This window comes from Methylosinus sp. is20ea (genome assembly GCF_059718135.1).
This window is the reverse complement of the sequence record NZ_AP046088.1, coordinates 3266463-3292737: the sequence shown is the minus strand read 5'-3', so window position 1 is coordinate 3292737 and position 26275 is coordinate 3266463. Positions and strand designations below refer to the sequence as shown.

Below are 26275 nucleotides of genomic sequence, written 5' to 3'. Positions count from 1 at the left end.
GTCCCACAAGCAAGCGTGCGACCGGGCGGAAGCTGGTCATCGAACCGTCTCTTCGTCTAATTACCGTAAACGTCACAGATCGGAGAGCGAACGAGACGATGCGAAGACATGCCGCTTCGGCGCGCAAAACCTGGATCGAGGCGGCGAAGCTTCGACAGACGGCGATCGTTTGCATCGTGTTGGCGTCGGGATTTGCGGGGCTCGGCTACGAGATCGTCTGGACCCGCATGCTGAGCCTCGCGCTCGGCACCGAGATCATGGCCGTGCTCGGCGTGATCACGGGGTTTTTCACGGGACTGGCGCTCGGCGCCTTCGTTCTCGACCCGCTCATACGATCCGCGCGTTCGCCCTTCCTGGCCTATGCGCTGTTGGAGACGGCCATCGGGCTCTGGGGCGTCGTGAGCGTCTGGCTGCTTCCCGCCGCCGCGCGCGTCGCGCCCGCCATGCTCGGCGTCGAACCGTCGCCGGCGTTGCTCTGGGGCGTCGGTTTCGTTCTGCCCGCGCTTCTCCTCCTTCCCGCCACAGCGGCCATGGGCGGAACGCTGAGCGCATTGGCGCGGATGACCGGCGCCGTCACGGGCGATTCACGCTTCTGCGCCGGGGTCTATGGCGCCAACACCGCCGGCGCCGTCATCGGCGCGCTCGCCTCGGCCTTTCTCCTGATGCCGTGGCTCGGCCTATCGAGAACGCTGCTCTTCCTCGCCGCGATCAATGCTTCATGCGCCCTATGCGCGCTGGCGGCGCATCTGACGGCGACGGACCGCTCATCGCCGCCCCCGCCGTCCCAGCAGCCGACGGGCGCGCCGCCGATCGGTCTCGCCGCTGCTCTATTCGCCACGGGGTTCTTCGGCGTCGCCTTCGAGACGCTCATCGTGCGGCTCGCCGCGCAGGCGTTGCAGGATACGGTCTACACATTCGCCGGCCTGCTCTCGGCCTATCTCCTCGGCTCGGCCGCGGGCGGTCTGCTCTGGCAGAAGTTCGGACGCAGGATCGGCGAGCCTGGCCTCGGCTGGCTCCTGGCGGCTGTGACGCTCGCCTGTCTGTCGACCGCGGCCTTCTCGCCTTTCGTCGTCGGCGTAGCGGGAGCCTCGAAGGACGTCGGCGAGATCGGCGAGATCGCGGTCGCGCTCGCGCTCTTCATCGCTCCGTCGATCGCCATGGGAGCGCTATTCGGCGATTTGGCCCAGCGCGCGCAAGACGCGCGCGGCTCGATCGGATGGGCGGTCGGCGTCAATAGTCTCGGCGCGGCGCTCGCCCCGCTGGCGGCGTCGCGAATCCTCATTCCGACGTTCGGCGTGTGGCCCGCCCTGATTCCCGTTGCGCTCGGCTATCTGCTGCTGCTGCCGCGGCGTCGCTCCTCGCTCGCGCCCTTCGCCGCGTCCGCGGCCATCGCGGTCGTTCTCTGCGCCCTTCCCTCGCCCTCCTTCGTCCGCGCGCCGACAGGCGGCGCCGTCCTCGCCACGCGCGATGGGCCGATGGCCACCGCGAGCGTCGTCGACGACGCCGCGGGCGTCCGCTATTTGGAGATCAACGGCCATTTCCGCATGGGCGGCACGAGCTCGGCGCGGTCCGATTTTCGCCAGGCGATGCTGCCTCTGCTGCTGCACGCCGCGCCGCGCCGCGCGCTGTTCCTCGGCGTCGGCACCGGCGCGACGCTCGTCGGCGGCGCGATGGCGCCGGGCGTCGAAGCGCAGGGCGTCGAGCTGTCCTCCGAGGTCGTCGAGCTTCTGCCCTGGTTCGCGAATGAGACGCAGCGCGTCCCGACGCCGAAAGTCACCGTCGCCGATGCGCGGCGCTATGTCGTCGCCGATCGCGCCGCATATGACGTCGTCGTCGCCGATCTGTTTCATCCCGCATTGGACGGAAGCGGCGCTCTCTACACCACGGAGCATTTCGCGGCGACGCGCGAGAGGCTCGCGCCGGGCGGTCTATTCTGTCAATGGCTGCCGCTCTATCAGCTCGACCTGCCGTCGCTGCGCGCGATCATTCGCAGCTTTCTCGAAGCCTATCCGAACGCCTCGGCCTGGCTCAATCATTATAGCGTGCGGACGCCGATGCTGGCGCTCGTCGGAGCGCGCGACCAGGGCGCGCTCGATGTCGAGGCGCTGTCCGCGCGACTGGACGATTCCGCGATGGCGGCGGTGGCGCAACCGCTCGGCTACGTCGCGCCGATCGATCTGCTCGGACAATATATCGGCGGCGCCCGCGCGCTCGCGGCCCTTGCCGGCGAAGGTCCGCGCAACACGGACGATGCGCCTTTCGTGATCTTCGACGCGCGCCGCAATGTGCGCGCGCTGAGCGCGCCGCCTTGGACGTCGCTGCTCGCCGTCATCCACGAGATCTCGCCGGATGCGCGCGAGCTTCTGCCCGAGGAGACACACGACGAACTCCGCGCGCGCCTCGCCTCCTATTGGCGCGCGCGCGATCATTTTCTCGAGGTCGGCGCGGCTCTGCCCGGCGATCCGCGCGGACGCGCGCTCGTCGCCGCGGCGGCGCCGGGCCTGCTCGAGACGCTGCGGATCAGCCCGGAGTTCGAGCCGGCCTATGCGCCTCTGATCGGCATGGCGCGGTCGCTGATGGCCGACGACCGCGAGGAAGGGATGGATCTGCTGCGTCGCATCGACGCGGCGGCGCCCCGACGCCGCCTCGCGCGGGAGATGCTGGAGCGCGAAAGCGAGGCGAGAGGCCAGAGCAAGGCGAGCGGCCAGAGATAGAACACCCTCTATGGCGAGAATTTGATTCGGTAGCCCCAGCAATCGAGACTGTCGGGAATGGCGTTGAAAGCCACAGTGACTCTCACGCCGCCCGCGTTTTTGGGCACCTCATGGTAGAGATAGCTCGGAAAGAGAATCAAATCGCCGGGCTCCGCCTCGGGAACCACATATTTTCCGGCGTTGAACGGGCCCATCGCCGCAGTCCGCGTATGATGGCGGAAGTTGAACTCGAATCCGCCGGGAGGCCGCACGAAAGCGGTGCGGCTGCCCGGATGCGAAGGCGTCAGATAGAACACGCCCGACGCGAAACTATTGGCGTGCGAATGCAGCGCCTGACTTCCGCCCGGCTCCAACATATTCGTCCACATCTCCTTGACCGTCCATTCGAGCTTCTCGCCGAAGAGAAGCACGCCGAAATCGACGAGCTTGGGCGCGGCCGCCTCGCACAGGAGCCGGAACAATTCATCGCCGCTCGGATCGGCGACTTGCGTGTGAAAGAGCTGGTCCGAGCGGAGATTTTTCTCGATGCGCGCCGTGCGGATCGCCTCGAGCGCCGCATCGACCAGCGCCGGGCTCAATAGGCCCGGGCAGCGCATGAGCGGAATAGGAAAGAGCGGCTCGATCTGATCCATGCTGTCACACCCCCGCGACTTGCGCTCGTGAGCGCCCGCGCCCGCTCAATGTCTCGCTTTTCCGTGACCGGTTTTCTTATTTGTCGTCTTGCCGGCGGGCTCCGTCTTCGCAGGCGTCTCCTCCGCTTGCAAGACCTCGATCTTCTCGCCCGGCTTCAGCTCATGGCGCAGCTCGCGCACTTCGAGCATCGCGCGCTCCGCCCAATAGAGGCAGTCGTCGAACTCGCCATTCCCGGCTTCGGCCATGGACTGATGCAAATGCCGTTCGGCGATATAGCGCGACGGATGTTCGGCCGGCAGCGCGCCGGCAAGGGTCTGGACCTCGTCCACCGCTGCGACGCACTCCTCGCGCGTCGGCTCGTCTCGCGTCGGCGATGGGGAGTTGGAATCCTCCGGCGCGGTTGCAGGCGCCGCCGCGAGAATCTCTGGCGGGCGCGATTCGGTGGTTGTCGCGACTCCGCCCCCCTCTGTTTTCGGGCGTAGAGCGAAACCCATGGCGACGACGGCGATGGAGAGGACGACGATCGCGGCGATGCGTGGCTTTGGCGGCATGAAGCGAATGGTCCGGTAAAAATAGGAAAACCGGCGGCGAAAGATCGCCGCCGGCAATAGGCTTCGTGACGGAGCTACGCGGCCGATTTCTCAGCGGAAATGACGATGACCCCACTCGTGCTCGTGCTCGTGCTCGTGCTCGGCCAGCCGGTCGGCGAGCTTCGCATTCTTCTCGACGAGAAGCTCCGGCGAGCCGACCGGACGGAGGAAGATCGGGTTCGCATAGAACCAGAGGTTCGACCAGGCCTGAACGTCGTAGGTCACCTTCTTGACGCCGCCGACCGAGTCGAGATGAGCCGGGCAGGCGCTGTCCGTGCAGCTCACCGCCGCATTATTGGAGTCGAGCAGCGGATTGCCGGCGCTGTCCGTCACATTCGGCGTCGCGACCGGAATATTCGTGCCGCGCGCACGGATATAGCCGGGCTCGGACCCCATGGTGAGGCTGGTCTCGAACGACAGGCGGGTCGAGCCGTCGTGCTGCTTCTTCGCCTTCATCGCATGCCAATTGATCTGCTTGGCGATCGACGCGTTGGGGTTGTAGACGATCGAGGCTCCGGCGACGCCCGCGGCGTTGGCCACCGCATAATTGGGCGAGCTCGGCGAAACGACGCCCGTGATCTTGCCGGTGATGAGATCGACGTGATCGAGCGACGGCTTGTCGAGCGGCTGACTCTGGCCGATCTGCTTGAGCAGAGGATTGCTGAAGCTGTAAGGGCTGTTGTTCTTCGCCGGAATGGTCAGCTCGACTTCCAGCGTGATGGTCTCGCCCGGCCGCGCGACGAGCGTCTCGCCCATCGTCTTCCAATCGCCATGTCCCTTGGCGCGGAACACGAAGTTCGGCCCGATGAGGTCGCCATTCACCGAATAGCTGTTGCCGGAGCGCATTCCGTCGATGATCGACTGATTGTGGAAGCCCTCGCCGCGCGGAACATAGAGCTTCGTATATTCGCCCGGGATGAAATCCGCCGTGGTGTAGCGGTCGCGCGCGCCGAAAGCGCCGCGCTGATGCCAATCCGAGCTGATGAACATGAAGGAGTTGCGGCCTTCGCCGAGCAGGCCGTCCCACAGGCCGCCGACCTTCGCATGGTAGACGCCGACCATGCCGTAAGTGCCGCCGCCGACCGCGTTGGAGCTATAAGAGCCGGAGCCGCCGGTCAGTCCGCCTTGCGCCATGTGCCCGGGCGACTCGACGCCGAACGCCACGGTCGGCGCAGCATTGTTGAAGTCGCGGAAATGCTCGATGTTATAGCCGCCGTTGCCGCTGGTCTTGAACGGACCCGCGCGCTCGGAGTGCGTCGGGATCGCGTAGGACTGCAACGGATAATTCGCCTGCAGCCAGGTCACGCCCTGCACCGCCTTGCCGTGGCCGGCGGTTCCGCTGTTGTTGACATTGTCCTTTCCGGTCCACAGCAAATTATTGCCGGCGTCGACCGGGCCGATCGCATCGGCGTCGCCGCGATCGAAGCGAAATTCGAACTCCGCCATTTTGTCGGCGTTGCCGCCGTGGCGCGGATGCTGTCCGGCGATCACCGCGACATCGGTGTGCTCATGGCCGGGGACCACCCATTCGAGGCCTTCGATCAGCACCTTGTCATATTGCGCGGAGCGATTGACGATGATCGGATATTCGACTTCCTTGACCGACTGCCAGCGCCACATCTGAGCGTTGGAGCCCGTCCCGTTCGGCGTGCCTTTGAGGCTCGTGATGGTGATGCCCTGAATCGTCTGGCCGAGCGTCTGCGACCAGGTGGTCGTGGTGTCGCCCGGGAGATTGGCGCTCGAGTCGCTGAAACGGCAGTCGCGATTGCCGGAGCCGCCATGGTTGCCGAGCGTGAACCAGTCGAGGTCGAAATTCGTGCCGCCGGCGGCCGCCGCTCCCTTGCCGACCGCGCGGTCGATCGCATAGCCCGCCGCGACCGAGCCGTCGGTGCAGGTGTTGTGGTTGTGCATGTCGCCCGCGACATAAGGGCTCGACGCCGCTTCGCCGTGCTCGCCGGCGATCGCCGAGCCGCCGAAAGCGAGCGAAACCGACGCGGCCGTCAATAGAACTGCTGATTTCGAACGTTGCATGAAAGCCCCCTGCCCCAGTATTCCACACGTCCCCCCGCACTTCGGAGGTCACGGCGGCGGCATATGAGGCAGAGGCCAAGACAATAGCATGACCGTTTTTTTACAGGGAATGGCTTATTCGCGCAGTATCCATTGCTTTTTTTGCTTGCGCGCGCGTGACAAAGCGCGCGCATCGATGCATAAAGCCGCGGCTCTCGCGTGTTAAGAGAATTGCATGGCGTTCAAGGTGAAGACCCTTTCATTCTCCTTTCTGCAGCGCCTCGTCGCCGCGGACGGCGATGGTTCGAATGACGCCGCGAGCCATGAATCCGCGGTCGCTTCGCGGTCGCTCCGTTCGGCGTCGGCGGGCTTTCTTCGCGAGCCTCTCGTCCAATTCGCAGCGATCGGCGCTCTCATCTTCGCAGCGGACGCCATGTTGCGTCCCCCTGCGAAGGACGAGCGCGTGATCACCGTCGGCAAGGCGCTCCGTCAGTCGTTCATCGACAATTTCGACGAGGACAAGGCGCGCACGCCGTCGGACGCCGAATTGCAGAAGATGATCGACAGCTGGGTCGCGAGCGAGATTCTCTATCGGGAAGGCAAAGCGCTCGGAGTCGACCGCGGCGACGACATGATTCGCGACCGCATCGCCTACAAGCTGCAATTGCTGATCTTCGATCAGATTCAACTGCCGCAAGCGACGGAGGAGCGGCTGCGCGCCTGGTTCGAGGCAAATCGCGCGCGCTTCGACGAGCCGGAGCGCGTCGGCTTCTATCTGACCCCTCCGACGAACGAGGCCGAGGCGACGCGCTGGCTCGACGACATCGGCGCCGGGCGCGACTCGGAAGAGCTCCGCGACAAGACACGCGCGATCCTCGCTCGGCCCATCGACAGCCTCGCCGCCACATTCGGCGAGAGGTTTCGCGACGCGCTGCTCGCTCTGCCGCAGGGAACATGGGCGCGGCTCGAATCCAAAGAGGGATGGCACGTCGTCCGCCTCGACTCGCGGCGGCCGGGCGAACCGGCGGCCTTCGAAAACATTCGCGACGAAGTTCTGCGGCTCTGGCGCGTCGATGAGACGCGCGCGCGCGCATGGGAAGCCGTGAATCGGCTGAAAGCGTCCTATACAGTGCGGATCGAGCCGTGAGGCTGTCGGCGCCATTCCTCGCGATCTGGGCGACTCTCGCGGCGCTCCTCGCTCCGATCGTGGTCCATGCGCATGAATCATCGCTCGGCGCTCTCGAATTGCGCGAAGTGCGACACGGGGCCTATGTCGCCCGCTGGACCATCGAACCGGCCATCGGCGCCGCGCGCGTCGATCTGCGCATGCCGCCGCATTGCTTCTTGCGCATGCCGGAGCTCGAATGCGGCGAAAAGGGCCTCGTCGGCGCGCTGACGATCGGCAATCTCGGATCGCGCATGTCGGCGGCGCTGATCAAGATATTCCCCATGGAAGGAGAGGCGCGCAGCTACACGATCACGACCGCCAATCCGACCGTCTCTATTCTCGGCCCGGGAGCGCCGTCGCTGCAGAGCTGGATCGAGCTCGGCGCGACCTATCTGAACTATGGCGTCGATCATATTCTTCTCGGCGCCGATCATCTGCTGTTCGTCTTCGGACTGATCTGGATCGTCGGAGTCGGCCGTCGCCTCATCGGAACGATCACCGCATTCACGATCGGGCATAGCGCTTCGCTCGCCGCCGCGGCCTTCGGACTGGTCGGCGTGCCGGAGCGGCCGCTCAACGCCTGCATCGCGCTCAGCATCGTCTTCCTCGGCGTCGAGATCGCGAAGAAGCGGAGCGGAGAAGCCGGCCTCACGGTCCGCTATCCCTGGGCCGTCGCGGGCGGCTTCGGCCTCGTGCATGGCGTCGGCTTCGCGAGCGCGCTCGCCGGGCTCGGGATCGAGAGCCGGCTGCTGCCGGCGGCGCTCGGTTTCTTCAATATCGGGGTCGAGATCGGCCAGCTCGCCTTTGTCCTTCTCACTCTTTCGCTGCTCTGGGCGCATCGACGCCTCGGCGCCGCTCTCCGCGGATGGGGCGAGCTGGTTCCGGCCTATGCGATCGGCTCGGTGTCGATGTTCTGGTTCATCGGCCGACTTCTCCGGGTTCTCGATCTGAATTGAAGGGCGCTGCAATCATGTCGTTCATCCGTCGGTCCTTCCTGCTCGCCCTGATCGCGAGCGCCGCGCAGGTCTCGCCCGCGCTCGCCCATGAGCAGGCCGGCGTCGCCGCAGGCCTCGTGAGCGGCGTCCTTCATCCGCTGAGCGGGCCGGATCATTTGATCGCCATGGTCGCCGTCGGGCTCTGGGGCGCGCAGCTCGGCGCGCCGGCGATCTTTCTCTTGCCGGTCGTCTTTCCACTGGTGATGGCGATCGGCGGCGTTCTCGGCGTGCTGCACATTCCTTTGCCTGCGCCCGAGGCGATGATCGCTCTGTCCGGTCTCTTGCTCGGCATGGCCGTCGCGACGCGCTTGCGCGCGCCCTTGGCCGTGGCGGCGGCCCTCGTGGGATTATTTGCAATCTTTCACGGCCACGCGCATGGCGCGGAGCTGCCGGACGCCTCCGATCCTCTGGCCTATGGCGCCGGCTTCGTCATGGCGACCGGCTTTCTCCACGGATGCGGCATAGCGCTCGGCGCCTTGTCGCGATGGCCCGTCGGCGAACGCCTGATTCAGGGGCTCGGCGCAGCCATTGCGATGCTCGGCGGCTATTTTCTGGCGACCGGCCTCGGCGTCGCGATATGAGACCGGATCGGCGATGAGACACGGATCGGCGATGAGACATTGGCTGAGATCGACAATTGTCGGCGCGCTCGCGCTCATCGCCTCGGCGACGTCGGCGCATGCTCATATCATCGGCGCGCGGCTCGGCGATTTCTACGCTGGAGCCGCGCATCCGCTGACCGATCTCGCGGACCTCATTCTCTGGTTCGCGCTGGCCCTCCTCGCCGGCTCGCTCGGCCCGTCGGCCGCCAGACCGATCCTCTTGATCTTCCCTCTCGGCCTGGTGGCCGGATTGGGCGTCGGGACGGAGATGATGTCCGCACGGGCCGGCGCGCTCGCCGCCTCGGGAGCACTGGTGCTGGTCGGACTGCTGCTGGCCGCCGGATTGCGCATCCATCGCAATCTGCTGTGCGCCATCGCCTTCGGCGCGGCGGCGATGCGCGGCGCCGCCAACGCCGGCGGAATGGGGCCGGAGACCAATCGCTTGCTGTTCGCGCTCGGGATCGCGGTCGCCGGATATGTCGCAATCGCGCTCATTGCCGCGGCGACCGTCGCTTTTCAGGGAGAAGGGACGGTCGCGCAAGACTGGCGGCGCATCGCCATTCGCGCCCTCGGCAGCTGGATCGCCGCGATCGGGCTCATGATGGGCGGCCTGGCCCTCGCGTCCTGAGCGGACCTTTGTCGCGGAATCCGCTGAGAGCGGCGCGCCCGCGATCCCTCCGGCGTCGGCCGCCTGCCGATGGCGGGCCGGCCTCGTTATCGCCGGCTTGACCGACAGCCTGTTCGCCTTCAACAAGGAGCTCGACCATGTCTTCGCGGCGAAGCTCTACGCCGCGCCGCGGCCGGGCGTCGCGCTGCTCGATCTCGCGACGCTGATGGCGCGCGCGCCGGTCATTCCGAATGCGCGCATCACCGTCCCGAACGGGGAGGTCGCGCCGGAAGCGGGCATTCCGGCACGGTTCTATATTGGGCCTTATGCGATTAGCGCGGACTCCGTCCCATATGAAAAGCCCTTTTTGATTGCCATTTCACATTGGTTATCGGATGCTGGTCAAACATTGGCTATGGAGTAAGTAAGGGTATGAAACTCAAGAATGTGCATGTCACGAATTTTAGATCGGTAGAGGATTCCGAAAAATTTTCCGTGGAACAAGTAACTAGTTTGGTTGGCAAAAATGAAGCTGGCAAGAGCGCCATACTTTTGGCTCTTGCCGCGCTCAACCCGCACCCCAGCACACCTGCCATTTTCGACAAAGAGCGCGATTATCCGCGACGTTTATTGACGAAATACGATGAGCGCCACCCAGATGAAGACGCAGTAGCAATCTCGACGATTTGGGAGTTTACGGAAGACGAATTGAGACTCTTTGCCGAGGAATTTGGAGACGGTGTCGTCGAACAGCAAGAGGTGAAGATTCTGCGGCGCTTTGGCGCAAAAGAGCCAGAATGGGATTTTGACGTCAACGTCGAAAAGGCACTTGAAAACGACCTATCGAAGAGCGTCTTTGACGAGCTACAAACTGTGACGTTACAAACGATTAAAGACGAAGCCACTTTCATTGAAAACATTGCGTCTCTTCCATCTCCAACGGCAGAGCAGCAGGCGCTTTTAGAGCGGCTCAAAGGCTATGGAACGTTCAAAAACCACGCCCTTAAAATTGCGAAGTGCTCCTTTCCTTCATTCATGTATTTTTCGAATTACGACCGGATGGATGGAGCCGTTCAATTAGAAGCTTTGAAGGCAATGAAGGCGAACGGACAGATCAACAACGATGATAATAGCGGCGCACGCCTGTTTATGGAGTTTTTGGAATTTGCAGGTGTTCCGCTTGACGACATTCTAAGCGTCGGAACATATGAGACGTTCAGCGCAAAACTACAAGCGGCGTCTAACAACATCACCGACCAAATACTTGAGTATTGGGCGCAAAACCCAGACCTTATGGTCAATGTCACGATTGATCCGTCACGGCCTAACGATAAGCCACCATTTAACACCGGCACCATTGGCCGCGCGCGAATATACAATCAGCTTCATCGCGTTGACACTCCGTTCTCTGAACGGAGTGCCGGATTCGTTTGGTTTTTTTCGTTTCTGGTGAAATTTGAAAAGGTCAAATCACAAGGTACGCCGGTCGTTCTTCTACTGGACGAGCCGGGGTTGACCTTGCATGGAAAAGCGCAGGGGGATTTGCTACGTTATTTCGACGAGAAGCTCGCTCCGCACCATCAGATTATCTACACAACGCACTCGCCATTTATGGTTGCGCCAGACAAGCTCACATCAGCCCGCATTGTCGAGGATAAGGTTGAGGTCAAAGGGCGGCGTCGCGTTCCTATTGGAACCAAGGTTCGGGAGGATATTCTTACGACAGACCCCGACACTCTGTTTCCGCTACAAGGGGCGCTCGGGTATGAAATCACGCAATCGCTATTTATTGGCAAGCACACGCTTTTGGTCGAGGGAGCATCAGACATTCTCTATCTACAAGCGCTCTCGCATGCGTTGAAATTGCGGGAACGTATTGGGCTTGATACGCGCTGGACGATTTGTCCCACGGGGGGCATTGGGAACGTTCGCGCATTTGTTTCCTTATTTGGGGGCAACAAGCTCGATATTGTGGTGCTTGCAGATCAGACTAAGGCCGACGCGAAAAAAATCGAAGAGTTGCGCCGCAGCCAAATTCTCAAGGCTGGTCACGTATTCACGATTTCCGATTTCACGTCAAAAGCAGAGTCGGACATCGAAGACCTTTTCGAGCCGGAACTCTTCGTCTCGATTGTCAATGCCGCCTATGAACTTCCCACACCACATCGGCTAACCGCGCAATCCTTGGAGGCTGCGGATAAGAATACAGTGCGCCTCGTCAAAAAAGCAGAAGCGGCATTTAATGTTATGCCCGATACGATTTCGACGTTTGATCACTTCACGCCGTCTGCGTGGCTGATTGGCAATTTGAAAGGGTTGGAAGGAGACACCGCCTCGCTCGGAACAACGCTAGATCGCGCGGAAAAGCTCTTTACCGCGCTGAACGCCGTTTTAGAATCTTCGTAAGCGGCACCAATCATCAGGATGTGGAGATAAATCCATTAATCGGAGAGGGTGATTATGCCTCTAACTTTTACGGGCGAAACGTTCGAAACTCTCACCGGCCTTTCGATAAGGGCGAATGGTTCCAAAGGAGAGGCCATCGCGGTCAAAGCTTCGAGCGAAGCGATTCAAGACTATGGGCTCGATCGGGTGCGAGAAGTAGCCAGCAATAAGTACGACGCAGGCGCGACTGAAATCGACGGCGGCATCGTCATTGTTGATGTTCGCACCGGGGACCCAGTCTACCCGTCTTGACACATCCTGAAAATATTCCTATACCTCCTCCCACTCCCGCCCACAAAGGGCGCGTTCCTCGGGTCGTGGGGCGCGGGCGGGGGGCGGCTCCATCCGGGATGGCGACCCCCGTCCATGGACAGGCAGCGCGTCGCCGGACGGCGTTCTTCTCTCGTCCATAGAGAGAAACAAGAACCGCTCCGTGATCCCAGGCCGTCGGGCTCGATCGCATCTTGATCGAGAAACCCCAGGATTCGCGGGTCCGACCAAGCCTCGGGATGTCGACGAGAACGACAACCGCGTTTCGGGACGCTTCGGACCCGATCAAAATTTTCGCGCACCGGCCGTAAGGGGCCGAGGCGTCCCGAACCGCCCTTCCCTCCCCCGCGCCGCGTGAGCGGCCCGGGACGCTTTGGCGTGGCGTGAATTGTTTCCTATCCTACCAAAAGCTCTGCGGATCGACATCCACCGCCACGCGCACGCCGCCGCGCGGCAAAGGCGCCGCCGCCAGCATGGCGCGCAGATAGGCCTGCAGATCGGCGCTCTTGGGCGCCTTGATCAAAAGGCGGAAACGATAGCGCCCGCGAATGAGCGAGATGGGCGCCTCGGCCGGGCCGAGCACCACGATCTCGTCCCGCTCCGGCAGGCCGCCGGCCGGCGCGACGCGATAGCGATCCGTCGAGGGCAGCGAATGCCCCGCCCGCGCCAGAGCGCGCGCATGGGTCTCGGCGGCGCCGGCGTCCTTGGCCGAGACGATCAGCGCCGCCAGCCGGCCGAAGGGCGGCAGGCCGGCCCGCTCGCGCAATCGCGTCTCCTGCGCATAAAAAGCCTCGGCCTCGCCGGAGAGAATGGCGCGAATGACCGGGTGATCGGCCTGCCAGCTCTGGATCAGCGCGCGGCCCGGCCGGTCGCCGCGGCCGGCGCGGCCTGTCACTTGGGCGAGCAGCTGAAAGGTGCGCTCGGCCGCGCGGGGATCGCCGCTGCCGAGGCCGCTATCGGCGTCCACCACGCCGACCAGAGTGAGAAAGGGGAAATTATGCCCCTTCGCCACCAATTGCGTGCCGATGACGATATCGAAAGTCCCCGCCGCGATCTCGGCGAGCTCGCGGCGCAGCCGCTCCTGCCCGCCCGGAAAATCCGAGGACAGCACCAGCACGCGGGCGTCTGGAAAGAGGATCGCCGCTTCCTCCGCCAGACGCTCGACGCCCGGCCCGCAGGCGGTGAGCGAATCCTCCGCCTCGCATTCCGGGCAGATGTGCGGGCGGCGCTCGACATGGCCGCAATGATGGCAGACCAGCGCGCGGCGAAAGCGATGCTCGACGAGCCAGGCGTCGCAATTCTCGCAGCGGAAGCGATGACCGCAGCTGCGGCACAGAGTCAGCGGCGCATAGCCGCGCCGATTGAGGAAGAACAGCACCTGCTCGCCGCGCGCGATCGTCTGCTGCGCCTCCGCCACCAGCCGCGGCGCGAGCCAGCGTCCGCGCTCCGGCCCATTGGCGCGCATGTCGATCGCCTCTATCCGCGGCATGGGGCGGGCGTTGGCGCGGGCGGTGAGGCGCAGATGCATATAGCGACCCGTCTGCGCATTGACGCGCGTCTCTATGGAGGGCGTCGCCGAGGCGAGCACGATGGTCGCGCCCTCGAGCCGCGCGCGCACCACCGCCATGTCGCGGGCGTGATAAGCGACGCCGTCCTCCTGCTTATAAGCGGCCTCATGCTCCTCATCGACGACGATGAGCCGCAGATTCTCGAACGGCAGGAACAGCGCCGAGCGCGCGCCGGCGACGACCTTCACCTCGCCGAGCGCGACGCCGCGCCACAGCCGCGCGCGCTTGCGCTCGGAGACGCCGGAATGCCATTCGGCGGGCTTGGCCCCGAAGCGCGCGGCAAAGCGCTCGAGGAATTGCGCGGTGAGCGCGATCTCCGGCATCAGCACCAGCGCTTGGCCCCCGGCGCGCAACGCCTCGGCGACGGCCTCGAAATAGGCTTCCGTCTTGCCGGAGCCGGTCACGCCCTCCAGCAGAAAAGGCCGATAGCCGCCCTGCGCCACCGCGCTCGTCAGCGCCTGCGCGGCCACTTGCTGCTCGGCATGGAGCGGCGCGGGCGCGTAATCGGGATCGAGCGCGGCGGCGATCGGCTCGGGCGGCAGGGCGACGGCCTCCAGCGTGCCCTCGTCGACGAGCGCGTCCACCACGCCATTGGAGCAGCCTGCGGCGCGGGCGAGCTCGCCCTTGGGAAACGCGAGCCCGCCTTCCGCCGCGGCGATCACGCGGGCGCGCGCCGGCGTCATGCGCTCGGGTGGCGGGCCATTGAGGCGGTAGCCGACGCGCGGCGTCTCGGGCGCCGCCTCCTCCACGGCGCGGGTGGCGAGGCGCAGCGCCATGCCGCGCGGCGCTAGCGTCCAGCGCGCCACCCAATCGACGAAGGCGCGCAGCGTCTCATCGAGCGGCGGCCGGTCGTATTTGGCGATCACGCTCTTGAGATTGCCGGGCCCGGCGCCCGCCGGCGCGACCGACCACACGACGCCGAAGGATTTGCGCGTCGAGAGCGGGACCTCGACGCAATCGCCGGGCGCAAGACGCAGCGCCGGCGGCGCGAAATAGGAATAGGCGATGTCGACGGCGACCGGCAGCAGAATCTCGACGATCTGCGCGCCTTCTCTCGTATCCGTCTCGCCGCTCATGGGCGCTGTCTTAGCGCGCTTCGCGCCCGACCGAAAATGGTCGAGCGCCCGGAAATCGCGCCAATGTCGAAGATTTCGTCGGACGGCGGACCCCGCTCAGCGAGCGGCGATCCGCTCTCCCCGATCGCGACGCGCCTCGGCGAGCTTCGTCCTGGGCTTCTCGCTCACCGATTTGTCGCTCACAGGATTCTGGCTCACGGGCTTCTCGGCGGCCGGCGGCGGGGCGCCCACATCGAGCTCGCTGGTGAAATAGCGCGTCAATTCGGAGACGATCATCGACTTCACATCGGCGCCGGCCGCGGTGATGACGGCTTGATAGCAGGCGCGCGGACGTCCGAAGACGGGGTGCGACGTCTGCTCGATGAATTCATCGTGGCGCTCGATTGCGATCAGCTTCTTTTCCTCGAGCGATTTGTCGATGACGGCGTAGAGGCGCGTTCTCGCATCGCCTTTGTCATAGTCGCATTTGATCGCCTCGGCTCCGAGCTTGTTCAAATTGGTCGTGTCGAGCGGCAGGAGATGGATCAGTCGCTCGACCTCTCGCGGCCCTAGGTTTCTCGCGCGCTTGATGAGCTCGACCCTGGCGTCGCCGCTCTTCGTCACGCCGAGATCGGCGTTGATCTCGAAGGCCTTCTGCCCAAGCGCGAGCTTGAAATCGCCGATCTCGACCGACTGCACCTTGGAGAGCAGCAGGAGGATCGCGTCGGGCCGCTCATAGGCGAAAACCCCGGCGGCGGCGCTCGGCGCGCCGATCGCCGTCACCAGGGTCACACTCTTGATGAAATCGAACAGGTTCTTGGCAAAGTCGGTCATCGCAATGCTCCGTCGCTAATCTCTTGGCGTTCTATGGCTCGTTTCGAACGCCATAATATTGCGGGACGGGGCGGCGACGATCTGTGTGTCGGCGCACAAGTCGATGAACGACTTGTTAAGAAATCTCCGATGGTCGGCGACTGGAGGCGCGCTGCGTCAGCGGTTCGCGGCGGGCCGCAGCAGGGCCTCGCATGGCGTTGCGCGCGCGCAGAAGATCGATCTCCTTGGAGAGCGGTCCGCCACGATCGAAAGCGAGCTGCGTCAGCGGCGCGATCAGAGTCTGGCGCGTCCCGCCGCCGAAGGCGAATTGCGTGACGCACATCACCGATTCGCCCATTTCGAATATGGAGGTCCCGATGAAGTCGGGCGCGAGATCGCCGCGATGAACCAGCGATTGGGCTCTACGCCACAGAGTGGGCCGCATCCTCGCCCGGGCCGGAAGACCATGCGACAGGTCGCGCCGGCCGCCCTGGGCGCCGCGCGAGACAGTGACTTTCGTGAAAGATTGGCGTTAGACGTCCGCTACGTAATAGCGAGTAGTGTTGAAAGGTGAGAGGTCGCCGCGGCGCCGATGCGCCGTCCGTCCGGCTGCGCCTCTCACGCGAGCATGGCGGCGGGGTGCTCGATCAGCCGTTTGAACTCGGCGAGCAGGATCGCGCCGAGCGCGCCATCGACGGCGCGATGATCGACGGAGAGGGTGACGCTCATCACCGTCGCCACGGCGGGCGCGCCATTCTTCACGACGACGCGCTCTTCTCCGGCGCCGACGGCGAGGATCGTCGCATGCGGCGGATTGATCACCGCGGCGAAATTCTTCACGCCGAACATTCCGAGATTGGAGACGGCGGTCGTCCCGCCCTCATATTCATTGGGCTTCAGCTTGCGCTCGCGGGCGCGCCGCGCGAGGTCTTTCAGCTCTATGGCGATCTCACGAAAATTCTTGGTCTCGGCGTTGCGCACGATGGGCGTCACCAGCCCGCCGGGAATGGAGACGGCGACCCCGACGTCGGAGGCTCTGTGTTTCAGCATCGCCGTCTGCGTGAAGGTGACATTGGCGTCCGGCACATGTTGAAGCGCCAGCGCCAGCGCCTTGACGATAATGTCGTTGACCGACACCTTCCATTCGGGCTTGCCATCGGCGCCGAGCGGCGCGGCGCTGTTGTAATCCTCGCGCAGCCGCAGCAGCGCGTCGATCTCGCAATCGGTCTGCAGAGCGAAATGCGGGATGGTGCGCACCGCCTCCGTCATGCGCCGAGCGATCGCCTTGCGCATCGAATCATGCGGGATTTCGGTGAAGGAGCCGGGCGCAAAGAGCTGGCGCACCACCGCGTCGGACATGCCGACGGGCGCCTCTATCAGCGCGGCCGACGCGGGCGCCGTGGGCCGCGGGCCGGAGCCCAGCGCCGCCTTCACATCGCGCTCGATGACGCGGCCATGCGGGCCGGAGCCCTTCAGCGCAGCGAGATCGAGCCCGCCTTCCTTGGCCAGCCGCCGCGCGAGCGGCGAAGCGAAGATGCGTCCATCGGCTCCGCCGGGCGCGAGCCGCTCCTCTCCAGAGAGCGCCATGAGGTCACCTATACAGAACGGCCTTCGCCGCCGCGATCACCTCGGCGACGGAAGGCAGAGCGAGCTTTTCGAGATTGGCGGCGTAGGGCATGGGCACATCCTTGCCGGTGACGCGCAGCACCGGCGCGTCGAGATAGTCGAAGGCCTCCTCCTGCACCCGCGCGGCGATCTCCGCGCCTATGCCGCATTGCGGCCAGCCCTCCTCCACCGCGACGCAGCGGCCGGTCTTCCGCACCGATTCGACAATGGCCGGAACATCCATCGGCCGCAGCGTGCGCAGATCGACGACCTCCGCCTCTATCCCCTCTTTCGCCAGCGCCTCGGCCGCCGCGAGACAATGCGAGACGCCGATCGAGAAGGAGACGAGCGTCACATGCGTCCCGGCCCGCGCGATGCGCGCCTTGCCGATCGGAATGAGGAAATCCTCGAGGATGGGCGTGTCCCATTGCTTGCCGTAGAGAATCTCATTCTCGAGGAAGACCACGGGGTTGGGATCGCGAATGGCGCTCTTCAAGAGCCCCTTCGCGTCGGAGGCGTTGGAAGGCGCGACGACCTTCAGCCCCGGCACTTGCGAGAACCACGCCGCGTAATCCTGGCTGTGCTGCGCGGCGACGCGGGCGGCCGCGCCGTTCGGCCCGCGGAAGACGATGGGGCAATTGATCTGCCCGCCGGACATATAGAGCGTCTTGCCCGCGGAATTGACGATGTGGTCCATCGCCTGCATGGCGAAATTGAAGGTCATGAACTCGCAGATCGGCCGCAGGCCCGCGAAGGCGGCGCCGACGGCGAGGCCGGCGAAGCCATATTCGGTGATCGGCGTGTCGACGACACGGCGGGGCCCGAACTCCTGCAGCAGGCCCTGGGTGACCTTATAGGCTCCCTGATATTCGGCGACCTCCTCGCCGATGACGAAGACATTCGGATCGCGCCGCATCTCCTCCGCCATGGCGTCGCGCAGCGCCTCGCGCATGGTCATGGGGATCAGCGTCGTATCGGCGGGAATTTCCGGCGCGACGACGGCGGAGGACGGAGCAGCGGGAGCGGCCTTCGGCTCCGCCGGCGCGGCGGGGACCGTGGCCGCCGCGACTGCGGCTTCGGGAGCGGGCGCCGGAATGTCCGGGGCCTGCACGGGAGCGGGAGCGGCGGCCGGCGCCGGCGCGGCGGCCTCGGCAGGGCCGATCTCCTCGCCCTCTTCGGCGATGACGGCGATCGGCGTGTTGACGGCGACATTCTCGGCGCCGCCCGGCACGAGGATGCGCGCGAGCACGCCCTCGTCGACGGCCTCCACCTCCATCGTCGCCTTATCGGTCTCGATCTCGGCGATGACGTCGCCGGGCTTGACCTTGTCGCCTTCGTTCTTCAGCCATTTGGCGAGCTTGCCCTGCTCCATCGTCGGCGACAGCGCAGGCATGAGGACATTCACGGTCATGAATTTATCCGCCGAGTGAAAAGGGTGCGCGCTCCCTTCTCCCACTCGTGGGAGAAGGTGGCCCGGCGAAGCCGGGTCGGATGAGGGCTATCGCCCCTGCAACCGCCTCGGGCCGTAAGTCTCGAAGGAGCAGAAGAACCGCGGACCCTCATCCGACCCTCGCTGACGCGAGGGCTGCCTTCTCCCGCAAGCGGGAGAAGGAGAGAGCGCCAAGGGCTCCGCCCTTCCCTCATAGAACCACATCCGTCCACAATTCGCTCGGATCGGGCTCAGGATCATTGGTCGCGAAATCCGCCGCCTCGGAGACGATGCGGCGGACAGCGGCGTCGACCTGCTTCAATTCGTCCTCGGTCGCGCCGCCGGCCAGCAGGCGCGCGCGCACCTGCTCGATCGGATCATGCTCCTCGCGCACCCGCTGCACTTCTTCCTTGGAGCGATATTTGGCCGGATCGGACATGGAATGGCCGCGATAGCGATAGGTCTGCGCCTCGATCAGAAACGGCCCCTTGCCGGCGCGGCACCAGTCGAGCGCCTCGCGGACCGCGGCGGCGACGGCGCGCACATCCATGCCGTCGATCTGCCGGCCGGGAATGTTGAAGGCCGTGCCGCGCATGGAAAAATTCGCCTGCGCCGAGGAGCGCGCGACCGATGTGCCCATGGCGTAGCGATTATTCTCGACGATGAAGACGATGGGCAGCTTCCAGAGCTCCGCCATGTTGAAGCTCTCATAGACCTGCCCCTGATTGGCGGCGCCGTCGCCGAAGAAGGTCAACGAGACCGAGCCGTCGCCGCGATAGAGATCGGCGAAAGCGAGGCCGACGCCGAGCGGGGCCGGCGCGCCGACGATGCCGTGGCCGCCATAAAAATTCTTCTCGCGCGAGAACATATGCATGGAGCCGCCCTTCCCCTTGGAATAGCCGCCCCTCCGCCCGGTGAGCTCGGCCATCACGCGCCTCGGCTCCATGCCGCAGGCGAGCATATGGCCGTGGTCGCGATAGCCTGTGATGAATTGATCTGTGGATTTCGCCGCCATTCGCGCGCCGACGACAACCGCCTCCTGGCCGATGTAGAGATGGCAGAAGCCGCCGACGAGGCCCATGCCGTACATTTGGCCGGCCTTCTCCTCGAAGCGCCTGATGAGCAGCATGGCCCGATAGGCGGCGAACTCCTGCTCGCGCGAGAAGGCCAGAATCCCGCCTTCGGCCTCCGCCCCCTCGGCGGCGCCGGCGACATCGGCGAATTTCGCGTTCTTGTCCGCTGCCGGCATGGCCGCCCATCCTCGTCGTCTTTTGACACTATCTGGGAGCGCGTGAGGCGATGAGCGAGCCCTCGTCCCCACCCGCATCGCGGCAAGCGCTCCGCCTCCGGCAGAATAGCTCGAGAGCGCGACGAAAACGAGCGGTCTCGCGAAGCTGTCCTCAGCGGCGCGCGGGCGGCGGAGGCGGCGTGAGGATGACGATGTCGTTGCGATGCGCGCGGCCGAGCACCGAGCGCGCCTCCTCGTCCAGAATATCGGCGTCGACGACGTCGCCGCGCATCAGCGCCAGCTTGCGCTCCCATTGCGCGCGCTCGGCCTTCAGCCCGCCGAGCTCGGCGCGCAGCTCGGCGATGCGCTGCTCATATTCGGCGCCGGCCTTGAGGCCGCGCTGGCCATTGACCCCGTGCCAGACAAAATAGCCCGCGACGAGCCCCGCCGCTCCGTAGAGCAGCAGGGGGATCACGAAGGAGCGCAAAACATGACGAGCGAACATGCCGCCACATTGCGCGAACATCGTATAAGCGCCGTTAACGGCCTCGGTCTCGCCGCTTCGGCGCCGAGCAGCGAACGGAGCCGTCAGCGCCGCCCGCGCGCCACCCGCTCGATCTCCGCGCGCACGAGGCGCTCGACCAGAGGCGGCAGATTGTCGTCGAGCCATTGCTTGAGCATGGGCCGCAACATGTCCTGCGCATAGCGCTCGATGAGATCGGCCTCGCTGATGACGATGCTCGCCGCCAAAGCCTGGAAATGCGCGCCGATCGACATGGCGGCATCCGTCGAGACGAGCGGCGCGGGCTCGCAATCATTGGCCGGCTCGGCAGGGCTCTGCTCGACGAGGCTCGCCGTCTCGGGCTCTTCGGCGAGCTCGTCGCCAATGTCCTGAGCGTAGACCTCCTCGGCCGCGGCGACCGGCTCGTCGAGATTTTCGTCCACCACCACCTCCTCGGCCGTGTCCTCGGACCAGCGGCTCTGATCCGTCGACTCGAGCGCGGGCGCTTCGGGCGCGGCGCTCGGCCGCAGCCAGAAATCGGCGGGCTTCGCCGGCTCGACCGCGGGGACGGGAGCGGCGGCGACCGGGGCCGCCGGCCGGGCGGCGATCGGCGCGCGAGCGACCGGCGCAGGCGCGGGCGGCGCCTCTTCGCGCTGCGGCGGCTCTTCGCGACGCGGAGACTCTGCCGGATGCTTCTCCTTCTCGCGCCTCGCGGCGGGCAGGGCGTCATCGTCGGCAATAATGCGCCGGATCGATGCGAGGATCTCCTCCATCGACGGCTCGTGCGACCGGCGCTCGGCATCGAGCGCCGGCGCATTGATCGAAGCGTTCACTGCGCTCATGAGATGTGCTGCTTCCCGTCTCGCGGCGACGCCTTCTCGCGACATCGTCGCCGCTCGCTCTTCTTGTCCGCTCGGGTCGAGCGTCGATTCGCATCATCCGATGATTCCGCCTTGCGGTAAAACCATGGGGATTGCGCGTAAGGGAGTTTGCACACGATTTTTTTACACAATGCCGCCCGGCGGCGCGCCGCTCAGCGCTGGGCGGGCGTGTCGACGCCGAGCCACAGGCCTCGCACCTGCTCGAAATGCGCAGCCGGATCATAAGCAACGACATCGAGACTCAATGTCTCGGCCGAGAGGCGCCCGATCGAGCCCAGCGCCGCATAAGACGCGACGACGCGATCGCGCTGCGCGATGATCAGAGCGACGCGGGCGTTGAGCAGCGCATATTGCGCATTCAGCACATCGAGCGTCGTGCGCTGTCCGACCTGCGCCTCCTCGCGCACGCCGCGCAGAGCGATTTCCGCTGCTTTCACAGCAGCCTGGCCGGAGAGCAGCGAGGCGCGCGCCGTCTCCAGCTGCGCATAGCTCGACACCACGCTGGCGCGCACGCTGTCGCGCTGCAGATCGGCGTTGAAGCGCGCCTGGCCCATTTGCTCCTTGGCTTGGCGAATGGAGGCGTATTCGGCGCCGCCTTGATAGAGCGGCACATCGAGCCGTCCGGTCGCGGCGGCGGAGAATTGCCGCGTCGCGGGCGAGCCGAGAAACGAATCATATTGCTGCGAGAGCTGTGCGCCGACCGAGACCGTCGGCAGCAGCGCGCCTTCCGCCACCTTTACCGCGAGCGCGGCGACATCGACCTGATGCTGCGCGGCGACGACGCCGGGATGCTCGACGATGGCGACGGCGATCGCCTCGTCGAGCGACTTCGGCAGCAGCGTCTCGATCGATTGCGCCGGCTTCAGATTTTTCGCCTCGGCGCCGATGATCTGCCGATAATTGGCGACGCTGCTCTTCAACTGGCCCTGAGCGCCATAGAGCTCGGTGCGCGCCTGCGCGAGCGTCGATTCGGCCTGAGCGACATCGGTGCGGGTCACCTCGCCGACGGCGAAACGGTCGCGCGTGCGCTCGAGCTGCTGCTCGAGCACGGCGACATTGTTCCTGCGCAGATCGAGCACAGCGGTGTCGCGCAGCACATTCATATAGGCGGTCGCGCCATTTTGCAGCGTCGCCTGCTCGGTCAGCCGCATCCCCGCGCGCGCGGCGTAGACACCCGATTCGGCCTGGCGCACGGAATTGCCGGTGCGGCCTCCGTCATAGACCGTCTGCGAGAGGCTCAGCGTCGCGCCGCGCGGATAGCCGACATATTCGTCATACATATAGGTGCGCTGGCCGGTCAGCTGGCTGCGGCCGGCGGGAATCTTGATGGTGGAGTTCTGCGGCCCGGCGCTCGCCGAAATACTCGCCCGGGGACGCATTCCGGCCGCGGCCTTGGGGGCGTCCTCGTCCTTGGCGCGCACATTGGCGCGCTGCTGATTGAGGTCGGGATTGCCGTGATAGGCGCGCGCCAGCGCCTCTTTCAGCGTCTCCGCCCCGGCTGCGGGCGGATGGGCGAGGCCCATCGCCAAAAGCCAAAGTCCGAGCCAGGACGACGGACGCAATTCGACGATACGCATTCCACAAAGACCCGCTCTGGAACAGAGCGCGCCCGACGCTCGACTCGAACGCGGGGCGAGCCCTTCGGCCTACTCACGGAACACGAACACGACGCTCGAAACAGGGCGAATCCAAGACTTCGGAGCGAAGACGTCAGAACACGAAACCCGGCGCTTTTTCAAAGCCCTTCAGAACAGGAGCGGAGGCGTCGAACAGCGCCCGCGCGCCGGCCGGCGCGCCGCCGGAGCGGTCGAAGCGGGTGACCGCCCAGCCGGCGTCCGGCTCCGCCTTGGCGATGGCGAGCAGCCGGCCATCGGGGGTGAGCTGCTCGAAGAGACGGTCGAGGCCGGCCTCGACCGCGCCCTGGATGATGATGACGTCGAAAGGCGCAGCGCCCGGAACGCCGGCGGCGAGCGGCCCCGCCTCGACCCGGACATTCTCCGCCCCGATGAATTGGAGATAGGAGCGGCCCGTCGCCGCGAGCCTCGCATCATCCTCGAGGGCGACGATCTCCCGCGCGAGCGGCGAGAGCAGCGCCGAGGAGTAGAAAGTGCCGCCGGCGATGTCGAGCACGCGATCGGTCTCGCGGATATCGGCGTCCTGCAGCAGGCGGGCGAGAACCAGCGGCGGCAGCAGCGAGCGCGCCGGGCGGCCGCGCTCGTCGTCGAGCGTCAGCGCGAGGTCGGAATAGGCGAGCGGGGCGATGTCATGCGGCAGGAAAATCTCGCGCGGCACGCTGAGGAAGCGCCGCAGAAGCGGCAGGTCCGTCACGTCGAAGGTACGCAATTGCCGCTCGACCATCGTCTGGCGCAGCGCGGCGGTCGCCGAACCCGGTTGCGAACTCGTCTCTGCTTTGAGCTGGGCAGCTTCGGCCATCGACCTTCCGGCGTCGCGCCGGCCTCTCGCGGGGGGTCTCGACGACGGCCGCCGGTCCGCCGCGGGCGCCCCGCCTCTTGAAAGACGCCAAAATTCCAAAGAAGGCGTTCGGACGGGCCGGCTCCACTCGCCGAACGCTTTCGCTTCGCCGGGCTGCAAGAGCTCGGCCGTGCGCTTTATAGTTTCGCGCCGCGCCCATGTCCATGGCGGATGTCCATGGCGGCCCGGCGTCCTCCCCGCGATTCTCTTCGACCTCGCCCGCGATTCCCTTCGAGCTCGCCCGCAATTCCGCTCGAGCCGCCCTCAGCTCCGCTCGAGCTCGGACATCAGCGCGCCCGCGGGATCGTCCTCGCCGAGCGCGCGCATCTGGGCGAGCGTGCGATTGTCGAGCACATTGGCGATGGCGTCGCGCGCCTCGAGCATCAGCAGCCGCACGGTGCAATGGGTCTCGTCCTCGCAATCGTCGCAGCGCCGATAGACGGTGCGGCTCGCGCATTGGATCGGCGCGAGCGGCCCGTCGAGCACTCTGATGACGGCGCCGACGCGAATATCCTGCGGCGAGCGGGCGAGCGTATAGCCGCCGCCCTTGCCCTTCTTGGAGTGGACGAAGCCGGCGTTGCGCAACTCCCCGAGGATCGCGTCGAGAAATTTCTTGGGGATCTGATTCGCCGTGGCGATATCGGTGACGAGCGCCGTCCGCCCCGGCTCGAAGCGCGCCAGATAGACCATCGCCTTCAATCCGTATTTCGCTTTTTTCGTCAACATGGAGCGGCGTCTCCTCAGGCCCGCCTCGCCGGCGGCGTGGTGAATTCTTCTCCGGCGAGCGGATTTTACAGCAAAATGGCGCCATTTCGCGCCGATTGTCCACTCGGCCGACGTCGCCGTCCACGCCGAGCCAAAAGGCGAGTTTCTTCTAAAGCCTATAAAACTCATCGAAAAAACAGCGGCAAGGCGCGCGCGCCGGAGCGCCGCCGCAACAGCCCCCGCCCCCGCGCTCTTTCAGCGGTTTCGCCACGGCTCGGTCACGGTCGCGGCGATCGGGCTCGGGCTGCGCTTCTTACCTTGACATGTTATAGTATTTTTGTGGACTATAGGAAAATCATTCTCGAACGCCACGGACGAGCCAATGGACGCCATCGATCGGCACATTCTTTCGATTCTCCAAGAAGACGCCTCTCTCTCGATCGCCGACATAGCGGCGCAGGTCGGGCTGTCGCAGACGCCCTGCTGGAAACGCATTCAGCGGCTCGAGGCGAGCGGCGTGCTGCAAGGCCGGGTCGCTTTGCTCTCCCCCGAGAAGCTCGGCCTCGGCCTCAGCGTCTATGTCTCCATCGTCGCCGGAGAGCATTCCGACGCCTGGCTTGAGCGCTTCACCCGCGCTGTCGCCGCCATGCCGGAGGTGGTGGAGTTCTATCGCATGGCGGGCGACGTCGATTACATGCTGCGCGTGGTCGTATCCGACATGATCGCCTTCGACGAATTCTACAAGCGGCTCATCGCGGTCGCGCCTTTGCGCAATGTCGTGTCGCGCTTCGCCATGGAGCGGATCAAGGCGACGACGGCCCTGCCGCTGGAAACCGCGCCGCCGCTCGCTTTTCCCCGTGCGCGACGGGTGGCCGAAGAGGCCGTGGCAGGCTAAAGTCAGAGCAAGCGCGTGAGCGACAAACACTATTCGAGGAGCAACCCATGTCAGAGGAAGTAGCAGCGCCGATTTTCATCCGATCGGAAAAACCCGGACGCGGCCGCGTATATGATTCGATCACCCAGACCATAGCCGACACGCCCCTCGTGCGTTTCGACCGTCTCGCCAAGGAGAAGGGCGTCAAAGGCAATCTTCTCGGCAAGCTCGAATTCTTCAACCCGCTCGCCAGCGTCAAGGATCGCATCGGCGTCAATCTCATCGACTCGCTGGAGAAGAGCGGCCGCATCGCGCCGGGCCGCAATCTGCTCATCGAGCCGACCTCCGGCAACACCGGCATAGCGCTCGCCTTCGTCGCCGCCGCGCGCGGCTATCGCCTCGTTCTGGTGATGCCCGAATCCATGTCGATCGAGCGCCGGCGCATTCTCGCTGTGCTCGGCGCCGAGCTGGTGCTGACGCCGGCCGCGCAGGGCATGAAGGGCGCCGTGGCCAAGGCCACCGAGCTCGCCGCGGAAAATCCCGACGCCGTCATTCCGCAGCAATTCGAGAATCCGGCCAATCCCGAGATCCACCGGCTCACGACGGCCGAGGAGATCTGGAACGACACCAATGGCGAGGTCGATTATTTCGTCTCCGGCGTCGGCACCGGCGGCACCATCACCGGCGTCGGCCAGGCGCTGAAGCCGCGCCGCCCGGGCCTCAAGGTCGTCGCCGTCGAGCCCGAGGATTCGGCCGTGCTGTCCGGCCGCCCGCCGGGACCGCATAAGATTCAGGGCATCGGCCCGGGCTTCGTGCCGCCGATTCTCGACCGCACGGTCATCGACGAGATCATCACCATCGGCAATCAGACGGCCTTCGAGACCGCGCGCCAGCTCGCCAAATTCGAGGGCATTCCGGTCGGCATCTCGTCGGGCGCCGCCGTCGCCGCCGCGCTCGAGATCGCCGCGCGTCCGGAGGCCGCCGGCAAGAATATCGTGCTGATCATTCCCGACTTCGCCGAGCGCTATCTCTCGACCGCGCTGTTCGAAGGCGTCTGATCCAGTTTCGGCGATCCGGGCCGTGTCGGCTCGGATCGCCGCAATTTTTTA

General features: G+C 65.4%; 24 protein-coding genes. 10 read left to right on the top strand and 14 right to left on the bottom strand.

The window, feature by feature from the left end; translation table 11 throughout:
* Positions 1 to 98: 98 nt before the first annotated feature.
* On the top strand, positions 99 to 2714 hold the full coding sequence (locus tag AC6IY7_RS15475; protein WP_497780307.1) for a spermidine synthase family protein: 2616 nt from the start codon (positions 99 to 101) through the stop codon (positions 2712 to 2714).
* An 8-nt stretch (positions 2715 to 2722) separates the two neighbouring features.
* On the opposite strand, the gene AC6IY7_RS15470 is transcribed toward AC6IY7_RS15475, so the two are convergent.
* The 3 genes from AC6IY7_RS15470 to AC6IY7_RS15460 form a co-directional block, all read right to left on the bottom strand.
* Positions 2723 to 3346, bottom strand: a complete 624-nt coding sequence (locus AC6IY7_RS15470) for a 2OG-Fe(II) oxygenase family protein (protein WP_497780306.1) — start codon at positions 3344 to 3346, stop codon at positions 2723 to 2725.
* Between the two features lie 45 nt (positions 3347 to 3391).
* Positions 3392 to 3898: a hypothetical protein gene (locus tag AC6IY7_RS15465; RefSeq protein WP_497780305.1), complete on the bottom strand. Its 507-nt coding sequence runs from the start codon at positions 3896 to 3898 to the stop codon at positions 3392 to 3394.
* A 90-nt stretch (positions 3899 to 3988) separates the two neighbouring features.
* Positions 3989 to 5968 (bottom strand): hypothetical protein, encoded by a 1980-nt coding sequence (locus tag AC6IY7_RS15460; protein ID WP_497780304.1) that lies wholly within the window; start codon positions 5966 to 5968, stop codon positions 3989 to 3991.
* A 214-nt stretch (positions 5969 to 6182) separates the two neighbouring features.
* On the opposite strand from AC6IY7_RS15460, the gene AC6IY7_RS15455 reads away from it, so the two are divergent.
* From AC6IY7_RS15455 to AC6IY7_RS15425, 7 genes are all read left to right on the top strand, one after another.
* The gene (locus AC6IY7_RS15455) at positions 6183 to 7094 is read left to right on the top strand and encodes a peptidyl-prolyl cis-trans isomerase (RefSeq protein WP_497780303.1); all 912 of its coding nucleotides are present in this window, start codon (positions 6183 to 6185) and stop codon (positions 7092 to 7094) included.
* Complete coding sequence (locus AC6IY7_RS15450; protein WP_497780302.1) at positions 7091 to 8071, top strand: HupE/UreJ family protein; 981 nt, start codon at positions 7091 to 7093, stop codon at positions 8069 to 8071. Before AC6IY7_RS15455 ends, AC6IY7_RS15450 begins: the two co-directional genes overlap by 4 nt.
* A 14-nt stretch (positions 8072 to 8085) precedes the next feature.
* Positions 8086 to 8691: a HupE/UreJ family protein gene (locus tag AC6IY7_RS15445; RefSeq protein ID WP_497780301.1), complete on the top strand. Its 606-nt coding sequence runs from the start codon at positions 8086 to 8088 to the stop codon at positions 8689 to 8691.
* Between the two features lie 31 nt (positions 8692 to 8722).
* Positions 8723 to 9340 carry a HupE/UreJ family protein gene (locus AC6IY7_RS15440; RefSeq protein WP_497780300.1) on the top strand — a complete coding sequence of 206 codons (618 nt, stop codon included), beginning with the start codon at positions 8723 to 8725 and terminating at the stop codon, positions 9338 to 9340.
* Positions 9341 to 9437: 97 nt separating this feature from the next.
* The gene (locus AC6IY7_RS15435) at positions 9438 to 9743 is read left to right on the top strand and encodes a hypothetical protein (RefSeq protein WP_497780299.1); all 306 of its coding nucleotides are present in this window, start codon (positions 9438 to 9440) and stop codon (positions 9741 to 9743) included.
* Between the two features lie 8 nt (positions 9744 to 9751).
* Entirely contained in the window at positions 9752 to 11725 is a 1974-nt protein-coding gene (locus tag AC6IY7_RS15430; RefSeq protein WP_497780298.1) for an AAA family ATPase, read from the top strand.
* Between the two features lie 54 nt (positions 11726 to 11779).
* Positions 11780 to 12016, top strand: a complete 237-nt coding sequence (locus AC6IY7_RS15425) for a hypothetical protein (RefSeq protein ID WP_497780297.1) — start codon at positions 11780 to 11782, stop codon at positions 12014 to 12016.
* A 418-nt stretch (positions 12017 to 12434) separates the two neighbouring features.
* Here the strand turns inward: AC6IY7_RS15425 and AC6IY7_RS15420 are convergent, their stop codons facing one another.
* The 11 genes from AC6IY7_RS15420 to AC6IY7_RS15370 all read right to left on the bottom strand — a co-directional run bounded on the left by AC6IY7_RS15420 (position 12435) and on the right by AC6IY7_RS15370 (position 24313).
* Positions 12435 to 14678 (bottom strand): primosomal protein N', encoded by a 2244-nt coding sequence (locus AC6IY7_RS15420; protein ID WP_497780296.1) that lies wholly within the window; start codon positions 14676 to 14678, stop codon positions 12435 to 12437.
* Between the two features lie 96 nt (positions 14679 to 14774).
* Positions 14775 to 15491 (bottom strand): hypothetical protein, encoded by a 717-nt coding sequence (locus tag AC6IY7_RS15415; protein WP_497780295.1) that lies wholly within the window; start codon positions 15489 to 15491, stop codon positions 14775 to 14777.
* A gap of 115 nt (positions 15492 to 15606) precedes the next feature.
* On the bottom strand, positions 15607 to 15915 hold the full coding sequence (locus AC6IY7_RS15410; RefSeq protein WP_497780294.1) for a hypothetical protein: 309 nt from the start codon (positions 15913 to 15915) through the stop codon (positions 15607 to 15609).
* A 173-nt stretch (positions 15916 to 16088) separates the two neighbouring features.
* On the bottom strand, positions 16089 to 17057 hold the full coding sequence (locus tag AC6IY7_RS15405; protein WP_497780293.1) for a 2-oxo acid dehydrogenase subunit E2: 969 nt from the start codon (positions 17055 to 17057) through the stop codon (positions 16089 to 16091).
* A gap of 4 nt (positions 17058 to 17061) precedes the next feature.
* Positions 17062 to 18486 carry a pyruvate dehydrogenase complex E1 component subunit beta gene (locus AC6IY7_RS15400; RefSeq protein ID WP_497780292.1) on the bottom strand — a complete coding sequence of 475 codons (1425 nt, stop codon included), beginning with the start codon at positions 18484 to 18486 and terminating at the stop codon, positions 17062 to 17064.
* 229 nt (positions 18487 to 18715) lie between these two features.
* Complete coding sequence (pdhA, locus tag AC6IY7_RS15395) at positions 18716 to 19753, bottom strand: pyruvate dehydrogenase (acetyl-transferring) E1 component subunit alpha (RefSeq protein ID WP_497780291.1); 1038 nt, start codon at positions 19751 to 19753, stop codon at positions 18716 to 18718.
* 151 nt (positions 19754 to 19904) lie between these two features.
* Positions 19905 to 20258, bottom strand: a complete 354-nt coding sequence (locus AC6IY7_RS15390; protein WP_497780290.1) for an FtsB family cell division protein — start codon at positions 20256 to 20258, stop codon at positions 19905 to 19907.
* Between the two features lie 62 nt (positions 20259 to 20320).
* On the bottom strand, positions 20321 to 21076 hold the full coding sequence (locus AC6IY7_RS15385; RefSeq protein WP_497780289.1) for a PopZ family protein: 756 nt from the start codon (positions 21074 to 21076) through the stop codon (positions 20321 to 20323).
* Between the two features lie 191 nt (positions 21077 to 21267).
* Positions 21268 to 22692, bottom strand: coding sequence for a TolC family outer membrane protein (locus AC6IY7_RS15380; RefSeq protein WP_497780288.1), 1425 nt, complete (start codon positions 22690 to 22692; stop codon positions 21268 to 21270).
* A gap of 133 nt (positions 22693 to 22825) precedes the next feature.
* Positions 22826 to 23548: a protein-L-isoaspartate O-methyltransferase family protein gene (locus AC6IY7_RS15375; RefSeq protein WP_497780287.1), complete on the bottom strand. Its 723-nt coding sequence runs from the start codon at positions 23546 to 23548 to the stop codon at positions 22826 to 22828.
* A 303-nt stretch (positions 23549 to 23851) separates the two neighbouring features.
* Positions 23852 to 24313 (bottom strand): RrF2 family transcriptional regulator, encoded by a 462-nt coding sequence (locus AC6IY7_RS15370; RefSeq protein WP_497780286.1) that lies wholly within the window; start codon positions 24311 to 24313, stop codon positions 23852 to 23854.
* Positions 24314 to 24674: 361 nt separating this feature from the next.
* Here AC6IY7_RS15370 and AC6IY7_RS15365 point away from each other — a divergent pair, with 361 nt between their 5' ends.
* Entirely contained in the window at positions 24675 to 25187 is a 513-nt protein-coding gene (locus AC6IY7_RS15365) for an Lrp/AsnC family transcriptional regulator (protein WP_497780285.1), read from the top strand.
* Positions 25188 to 25234: 47 nt separating this feature from the next.
* On the top strand, positions 25235 to 26224 hold the full coding sequence (cysK, locus tag AC6IY7_RS15360) for a cysteine synthase A (RefSeq protein ID WP_497780284.1): 990 nt from the start codon (positions 25235 to 25237) through the stop codon (positions 26222 to 26224).
* The last annotated feature ends 51 nt before the right edge of the window (positions 26225 to 26275 follow it).